This is a genomic window from Kribbella sp. (assembly GCF_035655035.1).
Taxonomy (GTDB): Bacteria; Actinomycetota; Actinomycetes; order Propionibacteriales; family Kribbellaceae; genus Kribbella.
Genome location: NZ_DASRVN010000034.1, coordinates 24,816 through 33,716, shown reverse-complemented (window position 1 = coordinate 33,716; position 8,901 = coordinate 24,816). Strand labels below are relative to the sequence as shown.

The 8,901-nt window shown below is 69.7% G+C and carries 10 protein-coding genes; 8 read left to right on the top strand and 2 right to left on the bottom strand.

The window, feature by feature from the left end; translation table 11 throughout:
* The 7 genes from VFF46_RS02420 to VFF46_RS02390 form a co-directional block, all read left to right on the top strand.
* The coding region (locus VFF46_RS02420; protein ID WP_325035324.1) for a hypothetical protein at positions 1 to 663 on the top strand (663 nt) is incomplete at its 5' end.
* Between the two features lie 5 nt (positions 664 to 668).
* Positions 669 to 1,004 carry a propane 2-monooxygenase effector subunit MimD gene (mimD, locus tag VFF46_RS02415; protein ID WP_325035325.1) on the top strand — a complete coding sequence of 112 codons (336 nt, stop codon included), beginning with the start codon at positions 669 to 671 and terminating at the stop codon, positions 1,002 to 1,004.
* Positions 1,005 to 1,013: 9 nt separating this feature from the next.
* Positions 1,014 to 2,045 (top strand): amidohydrolase family protein, encoded by a 1,032-nt coding sequence (locus VFF46_RS02410; protein WP_325035323.1) that lies wholly within the window; start codon positions 1,014 to 1,016, stop codon positions 2,043 to 2,045.
* Positions 2,042 to 2,737 carry an iron-sulfur cluster assembly protein gene (locus tag VFF46_RS02405; RefSeq protein ID WP_325035322.1) on the top strand — a complete coding sequence of 232 codons (696 nt, stop codon included), beginning with the start codon at positions 2,042 to 2,044 and terminating at the stop codon, positions 2,735 to 2,737. The genes VFF46_RS02410 and VFF46_RS02405 overlap by 4 nt, the downstream gene beginning before the upstream one ends.
* The gene (locus VFF46_RS02400; protein WP_325035321.1) at positions 2,734 to 3,753 is read left to right on the top strand and encodes an NAD(P)-dependent alcohol dehydrogenase; all 1,020 of its coding nucleotides are present in this window, start codon (positions 2,734 to 2,736) and stop codon (positions 3,751 to 3,753) included. Before VFF46_RS02405 ends, VFF46_RS02400 begins: the two co-directional genes overlap by 4 nt.
* Before the next feature lie 20 nt (positions 3,754 to 3,773).
* Positions 3,774 to 5,423, top strand: coding sequence for a chaperonin GroEL (gene groL / locus VFF46_RS02395; RefSeq protein ID WP_325035320.1), 1,650 nt, complete (start codon positions 3,774 to 3,776; stop codon positions 5,421 to 5,423).
* 133 nt (positions 5,424 to 5,556) lie between these two features.
* Complete coding sequence (locus tag VFF46_RS02390; RefSeq protein ID WP_325035319.1) at positions 5,557 to 5,979, top strand: metalloregulator ArsR/SmtB family transcription factor; 423 nt, start codon at positions 5,557 to 5,559, stop codon at positions 5,977 to 5,979.
* 37 nt (positions 5,980 to 6,016) lie between these two features.
* Here VFF46_RS02390 and VFF46_RS02385 read toward each other — a convergent pair whose 3' ends face one another.
* Positions 6,017 to 7,003 carry a hypothetical protein gene (locus VFF46_RS02385; RefSeq protein WP_325035318.1) on the bottom strand — a complete coding sequence of 329 codons (987 nt, stop codon included), beginning with the start codon at positions 7,001 to 7,003 and terminating at the stop codon, positions 6,017 to 6,019.
* 136 nt (positions 7,004 to 7,139) lie between these two features.
* On the opposite strand from VFF46_RS02385, the gene VFF46_RS02380 reads away from it, so the two are divergent.
* On the top strand, positions 7,140 to 8,318 hold the full coding sequence (locus tag VFF46_RS02380) for an MFS transporter (RefSeq protein WP_325035317.1): 1,179 nt from the start codon (positions 7,140 to 7,142) through the stop codon (positions 8,316 to 8,318).
* Here the strand turns inward: VFF46_RS02380 and VFF46_RS02375 are convergent.
* Positions 8,284 to 8,862: a TetR/AcrR family transcriptional regulator gene (locus VFF46_RS02375; RefSeq protein WP_325035316.1), complete on the bottom strand. Its 579-nt coding sequence runs from the start codon at positions 8,860 to 8,862 to the stop codon at positions 8,284 to 8,286. The genes VFF46_RS02380 and VFF46_RS02375 overlap by 35 nt on opposite strands.
* Between the last annotated feature and the right edge of the window lie 39 nt (positions 8,863 to 8,901).

The window sequence follows — 8,901 nt, the reverse complement described above, 5'->3', positions numbered from 1 at the left end:
GCCGAGAACGGGCTCGCGCTGCACGTCTTCACCAGCATCCAGCGCTCCGGCCCGACGAACATGATCAACACCGCGGTCGCCGTGAACGCGGCACACAAGATGCGGTTCGCCCAGGACCTCGCGCTGTTCAACCTGGATCTGAGTGACGCCGAAGTACCCTTCGACGGATCGGCGCACAAGGAGGTCTGGCAGTCGGCACCGGAGTGGCAACCGACCCGGCAGGTGGTCGAGGAGCTGACCGCGGTCGGTGACTGGTGCGAGTTGCTGTTCGCGACGAACATCGTGTTCGAGCAGCTCGTCGGCTCGTTGTTCCGCAGCGAACTGGTGATGCAGATCGCGGCCCGCAACGGCGACTACATCACGCCGACCGTCGTGGGCACCGGCGAACACGACTACGACCGCGACCTGGCCTACTCGCGCAACCTGTTCCGGCTGCTGACCAGGGACGACGAGTACGGCGAGACCAACAAGGTGCTGTTCGGCGAGTGGCTCGCGACCTGGGTGCCGCGGTGCCTGGACGCGGCGCACGCGCTGCAGCCGATCTGGTCGCAGCCGGCCGACAAGGCCGTGACCTTCGCGTCGAGCTTCGACGCGGCCAAGCAGAAGTTCCGCTCGTTGCTCACCGAGCTCGGGCTCGACACCCCGAAGGAGCTGGACCAGTGACCGCGATGCAGTTCGGATCCCAGACCGAGTTCTCCAACAAGTGCGGCGTGACCCTGATGAACACGCCGGTCGGCCGCGTGGTCGCGGACGTGATGGGCGGCAAGGACGGCGTCGAGCTGACCGAGTACCCGTCGATGATCCGCGTCGACGGCACCGGCGTACTGGACTTCGACTACGCCGAGCTGAGCGACGCGCTCGGGTCGGACTTCGACGGCTCGGTGTTCGAGGAGATCAGCTCGACGCACTACGGCCGGATGGTGCACCTGGACGAGCGGACCCTGCTGTTCGCCAGCCCCGAGGACGCCGCGGAGTACATCGGCTTCGACCTGACCGCCCACTAGGAGACTCCCATGTACGAGAAGAACGGCGAGAAGTACTACGTGGTCGACGCGCACGTACATCTCTGGGACGGCCGGGAGTCGAACCAGAAGAACGTGCACGGCAAGCAGTTCATCGACTGCTTCTACGACTACCACCGCAATCTGAGCCCCGAAGAGCTCGTGTGGGACTACGACACCTACACGTACTACGGCGCCGATCGGCTGATGAAGGACGTGTTCGAGGACGGGTACGCCGACCACGCGATCTTCCAGGCCACGTTGCTGAGCGACTTCTACAAGACCGGGTTCGGCCAGACCGAGGACGCGTTCGGGCTGACCAAGGAACACCCGGGCAAACTCACCTACAACCACGCCTACGACCCGCGCAACGGCGAAGCGGGCCTCGAGCAACTACGCCGGGACGCCGAGCGGATGAACCTCAAGGGCGTGAAGCTCTACACCGCCGAGTGGCACGGGGACTCGCGCGGCTACAAGCTCGACGAGCCGTGGTCGCGCCGGTACCTGGAGGAGTGCCTGAAGCTCGGGATCAAGAACATCCACGTGCACAAGGGCCCCACGATCCGGCCGCTGGACCGGGACGCGTTCGACGTCGCGGACATCGACAAGGTCGCCACCGACTACCTCGACCTGAACTTCGTCGTCGAACACGTCGGCCTGCCCCGGCTCGAGGACTTCTGCTGGATCGCCACCCAGGAGTCCAACGTGTACGGCGGGCTCGCGGTCGCGATGCCGTTCGTGCACGCGCGGCCGAAGTACTTCGCGCAGATCATCGGCGAACTGCTGTACTGGCTCGGCGAGGACAAGATCCTGTTCGCCAGCGACTACGCGTTGTGGACGCCGAAGTGGCTGGTGGAGAAGTTCGTCGACTTCCAGATCCCGGACGACCTGCCCGAGTACGCGCCGATCACGACCGCGCAGAAGAAGAAGATCCTCGGCCTGAACGCCGCCGCGTTGTACGACCTCGACGTACCTGCCGAGCTGCGGCTGCCGACGGACGCCGGGGACGCGCCGGCCGAGGTCGCGGCGGGCGCGCGGCCATGATCGCCGTCGCGACGGCGTCGCTGTCCGACAAGGTCCTCGTGGCCTTGTCGGCGGTGACCGATCCCGAGCTGGACGAGCCGATCACCGATCTCGGTTTCGTCCGCTCGGTCCGGATCGAGGACGGGAACGTGACCGTGCACCTGCGGTTGCCGACGTCGTTCTGCTCGCCGAACTTCGCCTACCTGATGGCGTCCGACGCGGTCGACGCCCTGCGCCGGGTGGACGGTCTGCGCCGGGTCGTTGTACAGCTCGACGACCACCACGACTCCGACAAGATCAACGCCGGCCTGGCGGCGGACGCCGGGTACGTCGGGACCTTCGGAGTCGAGGCGGAGGAGAGCCTGGACGACCTCCGGCGGATCTTCCGGGAGAAGGCGCACACGGCAGCGATGGAACGGTGCGCCGCGGAGCTGCTGAAGGTCAGCGATCTGATTGTTGACAATCTGCATCTGGTCACGATCGCCGATCTGCCGGAAGGGCCGCACAAGGAGGCCTTGCTTCGGCGGCGAGTGGCGATCGGTCTCGGCGTCGAGCCGGGCGATCCGGTGGTCGTGGACGAGAACGGCGAGCGGCTGGCCGCGGACGACGTCCCGCTCCGGCTGCGGTTCGCGAAGTCGGTGCGGATCTCGATGGAGGGCAACGCGCACTTCTGTCGGGGCCTGCTGGCCACAAGGTATGGGAGTACACCATGAGAGCGGTACAAGTGGTCGGATACCACACCGACCTGAAGCTGGCCGACGTACCGGAGCCGAAGATCGAGGGGCCGCTCGACGTGATCGTCCGCGTCGGCGGTGCCGGAGTGTGCCGGACCGACCTGCATATCCTCGAAGGGCAGTGGGCGGAGAAGTCCGGCGTCGCGCTGCCGTACACGATCGGGCACGAGAACGCCGGCTGGGTGCAGGCGACCGGCGACGCGGTCACCAACGTGAAACCCGGTGACAAGGTGATCCTGCACCCGTTGATCACCTGCGGGCTGTGCCGCGCGTGCCGGTTCGGCGAGGACGTGCACTGCGAGAACAGCCAGTTCCCGGGCATCGACACCGACGGCGGGTACGCCGAGTACCTGCGGACGACGGCCCGCAGCGTGGTGCGGATCGACGACAGCCTGGAGCCGGCCGACGTCGCGGCGCTCGCGGATGCGGGACTCACGGCGTACCACGCGGTCCGGAAGGCGGCGGCGCTGCTCCGGCCGGGGGACGTGTGCGTGATGATCGGGGCCGGCGGCCTCGGGCACATCGGCATCCAGGTGCTGAAGGCGATCTCGGCCGCGACGCTCGTCGTGGTCGACCGCAACCCGGCCGCCGTCGAACTCGCGGTCGCGATCGGCGCCGATCACGGAATCGTTGCCGACGGCACCCAGGTGCGACAGGTCCTGGACCTTACCGGCGGCGCCCAGGCGGTGATCGACTTCGTCGGCGAGGGCGGCGCCACCGCGGAGGGCGTGGCGATGTTGCGCCGGGCCGGCAACTACTACGTGGTCGGGTACGGCGAGAACCTCGACGTGCCGACGATCGACATCATCTCGACCGAGATCAACTTCGTCGGGAACCTGGTCGGCTCCTACACCGACCTGCAGGAGCTGATGGTGCTCGCCGCCCAGGGCAAGGTCACCCTGCACACCAGCAAGTACCCGCTCGCCGATTACCAGCAGGCGATCGACGACCTCGGCCGCGGGCTGGTCCGCGGCCGGGCGATCCTCATCCCGTGACCCGAGAGGCGGTCTGAATCATGGCCAAGGAACTGCGGTTCAACGAAGATGCGCGCCGGTTGCTCGAGTCCGGGGTGAACGCCCTCGCCGACGCCGTCAAGGTGACGCTGGGGCCGAAGGGGCGCAACGCCGTCCTGGAGAAGCTGACCGGGCCGCCCACGATCACGAACGACGGGGTGACCATCGCCCGCGAGATCCAGCTGCGCGAGCCGTTCGCGAACATGGGCGCCCAGCTCGTCAAGGAAGTCGCGATGAAGACCAACGGGGTCGTCGGCGACGGTACGACGACCGCGACCGTGCTCGCGCAGGCGATGGTCCGCGAGGGCCTCCGTGCGGTCGATGCCGGCGCGAACCCGATGCGGGTACGGCGAGGCATCGAGCAGACCGTACCGGTGGTGGTGGCGACGCTGCGCTCGTGGGCCGCGGACGTCGGCGGCGGCCAGGACCTGCGGAACATCGCGACGATGGCGGCCGGTGACGACGAGTCGATCGGCGAGGTGATCGCCGAGGCGGTCGAGCGGGTCGGGCGGAACGGCATCGTCAGTACGGAGGAGTCCGACGGGCTCGGGCTGTCGGTGGAGGTCGTCGACGGGATCGAGTTCGACCACGGGTATACGTCGGCGTACATGGTCACCGACAAGGAGCGGATGGAGGCGGTCCACGAGCGCCCGGTGATCCTGCTCACCAACCGGAAGATCAACCAGGTGCAGGACATCATGCCGACCGTCGAGGTCGCCAAGCGCGCGGACCGGCCGCTGGTGGTACTCGCCGAGGACGTCACCGGACCGGCGCTGCAGTTCCTGGTCGGCGGCAACATGCACGGGACGATGCAGACGGTCGTCGTCCGGGCGCCCGGGTTCGGGCACCGGCGGATCGCCGAGCTCGAGGACCTCGCGGTCGCGCTCGGCGGGCACGTGATCGCGGCCGACACCGGGCTCGAGCTGGCCGAGGTCGCGCTCGAGCACCTCGGTACGTGTGACCGGATCACGGTCTCCGAGAGCAGTACGACGATCGTCGGCGGGCACGGTGACCCGGCCCTGGTGGAGGCGCGGCTGTCGCAGCTCGAGACCCAGTTCGAGCGGGCCCGGATCGACGCCGACCGCGACAGTTTGCAGCTGCGGATGGCGCGGCTGTCCGGGCGGGTCGCGGTGATCCGGGTCGGCGGGGCCACGAGCGTCGAGCTGAAGGAACGGATGCTGCGGGTCGAGGACTCGCTCGCCGCCACCCGGGCCGCGGTCGAGGAGGGGGTCGTCGCCGGCGGCGGTACGGCGCTCGTCCAGGCGCAGGAGGCGGTCTCTCGCGTCGAGCTCACCGGCGATGACGCGATCGGCCGCGAGGTCGTCCGGCGGGCACTGCCCGAGCCGCTGCGGTGGATCGCGATCAACGCCGGGTACGACGGCGACGAGGTCGTGAAGAAGGTGTCCGATCTCCCGCTGGGACACGGGTTCAACGCGCTCACCGGACAGTACGACGACCTGTTCGACCAGGGGGTGATGGATCCGCTCAAGGTGACGCGCGCCGCACTCGAGAGCGCGGCGTCGATCGCGGCGCTGCTCATCACCACCGAGACCGCCGTGGTCGAGGAGATCCTCGGCAACCCCGGCGCCATCCCGGCCCCCGGCTTCGGCGACCTGGCCGAGGGCATGGTCCGCCCGTCCAACATCTACTGAAATGCCCACCCCCACGACCCCACCACCCAAACCCCCGCAATCCGCGGCGGCGCTTCCCGGGCCGACCGTGCCTGCCGTGGTGCCAACCGTGGGGCCCACCGTGGGGCCAACCGGGGTGCCCACGGCGGGGCCTATGGCGGCGGTGGGGACGGTCGGGGTGGGGGTGTCCGGGCGGGCAGGGGGGCCGACCCGGCGTCAGCTTGTTGCCGCGGGGCGGACCTTCGGGCTGCTGTCGCCGCCGGTTCGGCTGCATCTGGTCTGGCTCGCGATCCAGGGCGAGTACGACGTGGGCACGCTGGCGGAGCGCGCCGGGGTGAGCGTGGCAACCGCCAGCCAGCACCTCGGCAAGCTCCGCCTCGCCGGCCTGATCACGGTCCACCGCCACGGCCGGCACCACATCTACACCGTCGACGACCCCCACGTCATCGCCCTGGTCGACCAGATCCTCGCCCACATAACCCCCAACGGCACCCTCGCCCCCGACGGCACCCTCGCCCCCGACGGCATGCTCGTGCCGGGTGGGGGCGCTCGCTCCGGAGGCGCCTCCGCCGGCTGATCGCCGTCCGGCGGTGGTTTCCGGAACATTACTTGTACTATCCGGCAGAAATGTTCCGGAAAGACCGCACCGGGCAGGTCGGCGAGCAGGGGCGGGCCGTGAGGGACGGGTTCGTACGGCGGAGTACCTGGAGGACCTGTACCGCTGCCTCGCACGGCCGATTCGTGACGTCGAACCACCCGTAGCGCAGGGTCGACTCGGAGCGCAGGGTCGCGCGGTTGTCCCGGTCGAGGTCCCGCCACCGCTGGTGCGGTATCAGGTGGAGCCGTCCGTCGAGCTCGACGTTCAGCACGCCGTAGTGGACGTCGGTGAACGTACCGTCCACCGAGCGTTGCCGTTGCCCGCGCGGCAGTCCGTGCCGGCGCTCGACGTCACGCAGGTACCGGAGTTCCAGCAGCGAATGCGATCCGGCAACCACATCGGCGATGATCGGCCGGAGGCTGCCGCGATGCCGCAACCGCCGGCGCTCCGCGAGCGCATCGAGCAGGTCCTCCGCCCCGACCCGCCCGCTCTGGCATGCTTCGGCGATCACTGCGGCTGCCTTGTCCAGCGATGGCGCGATACCGACGACGTCCAGTACGGCGTGTGCCGGGGTACGCCGCGGCGGTGCGACGCCGGCGAGCCGCGCCGCCCAGTACTCGTCCCGCCGGATCACCAGCCCCGGCTGCGCGAGGACCTTCCGGTACTCGGGGATCGTCACGTAGACCTGCCGCTCGGGATCCGGCCGTAGCAGCCCCAACTGCTCGGCGGCGCTGTAGTGACTCCACGCCGCCTCAGGTCCGGCGTACAGCAATGCCGCCAGCAACCGCTCGGGGTACCCGATCTGCCCGGTGTGGGCGACGTACACGCCTGGATGGACGGTCCGCCAGCGCTTGTTGCGCAGCGGCTTCCGGATCTGTGCGTCCGACCAGCCCGCCGCGAGGAGCTGGGCCCGGGACACGATCTGGTCCTGGTCGTCGATCAGCGCCTCCAGACCGCTCTCGCGCAGACGCCGCGTCCACCACCACTCCACCCACGCCAGCATGCCGGATCCGCCCGCCGCCCGCTCCCACCCCTGTGGACAACGCCCTTTCCGGAGCTTAATCGTCAGCTGGTGCCGAAAATGTTCCGGAAACCGGGCCGGGTGTCGCCAAGATGGTACCGATCGGTACTATCCGAGCATGACGGTTCCGGTGCGGCGGTTGTGGGTGGCGGTGTTGGCTGGGTATCTGGCGTTCGGGGCGACGTTGCAGGTGTTGCCGGCCGCGGTGCCGGAGCGGTTCGGGGGTGGGGCGGCGGCCAGTGGGACGGCGGTGGGGATCGCGTTTCTGGCGACGGCCTGCGGGCGGCCGTTCGCGGGGTGGCTGGCGGATGCGGGGTGGTCGCGGCCGGTGGTGGTCACCGGGGGAGTGCTGGCGGCGATTGGGGGCCTGGGGCAACTGTTGGCGCCGGATCTGGTGGTGTTGCTGGGTGCCCGGTTGGTGATGGGGGCGGGGGAGGCGGCGCTGTTCTCGGGTGCGTTGCCGTGGGTGCTCTCCGGTGCGCGGATGGCGCAGCGCGGGCGGCTGGCCGGGTGGTTCGGCTTGTCGATGTGGGGTGGTTTGGCGGGTGGGCCGGTGATCGCGGCACTGCTCACCCGTCCCGCTGGCGGTGGGGCCGGAGCGCCTGGCGGAGTGCTGGGTGGGGGCGGTGGGGAGTGGGTGGTTTGGTGGGTGGTGGTGGGCCTTTGTGTGGTGTCGGCGGGGTTGGTGCTGACTACCAGGCCGGTACGGCGGGAGCCGTTGGGGCGGATCGGGGGTGTTCGGGGGCTCGTGCCGGTCGGGGTCCCGTTGCCGGGGGCAATTATTGGGTTGGGGGCCTACTGTTACGGGACGGTGGCCGCGTTGCTCGTGTTGCGGTTGCGGGACGGGCGTCTCGGGGGAGACGGCTTCGCCTTGAGCGTGTTTGCGGGCGCCTTTCTCGTCGTGCGGTTCGCGGGGAGTCCGTTGGTGGATCGGTACGGCGGACGGGTGGTTGCGGTCGTCACGGTGGCGGTGGAGATCGTCGCGCTGGTCACGATCGCGCTCGCGGACCGGTCGGTGGTGGCGATGGCCGGTACGGCGTTCGCCGGGTTCGGGATGGCGTTGATCTACCCGGCGTGCGTCTCGATGACGCTGGACCGGGTGCGGGGCAGGCCGGGCGTCTCGATGGGGGTGATGACGTCGTTCTGGGACCTCGGCGTCATGCTCGCGGGGCCGCTCGGTGGGTTGATCGCCGAGCGGGCCGGGTTCCCGGCGGCGTTTCTGGTGGCGGCGGGGGCCGGGCTCGCCTGTGTCGTCGTACTGCTCAGAATGCCGCGTCGAGCAGCAGCTCCACGATGACCCGGGCCTCCGCGCCGAGCCCGGGGTCCTGGTCGATCGCGCTGATCAGCGTCGCGCCTTCCAGTACGACGACGAGCTGCCGCGCGGTCGCCTCCGGATCGCGCGCGCCGGCGAGCAGCCGCTCGAAGAGGTCCCGGTAGAACCGGAGATGGTCCTGCGCGAGACGTCGCGGCGCGCCGTCGTGGCCGCGGTCCTCGGTGGCCGCGTTCATCATCGCGCAGCCGCGGTACCGGGGTTCGGCGTACCAGGTCGCGATCAGGTCGAAGACCGCGAGGACCTGCGCGCGGCCGGGGGCCGCGGACTCGACGGCCTCGTGGTGCCAGGCGCGGACCCGCTGGGTACGGTCGGTCAGTACCGCCTCGACCAGGCCCTCCTTGGAGCCGAAGTTCTTGTAGATCGTCAGCTTGGACGCGCCGGCCGCCTCGACGATCTCGTTGATCCCGGCCGCGTGGATCCCGCGCCGGCCGAACACCTCCGCCGCCGCCTTCAGGATCCGCGCGCGGGTCGCCTCCGGATCCAGTCGTTCCCCAGCCTTCACCGGCATCGGGTGATCACCTCCACGATGCCCACCCTACCGACCTGG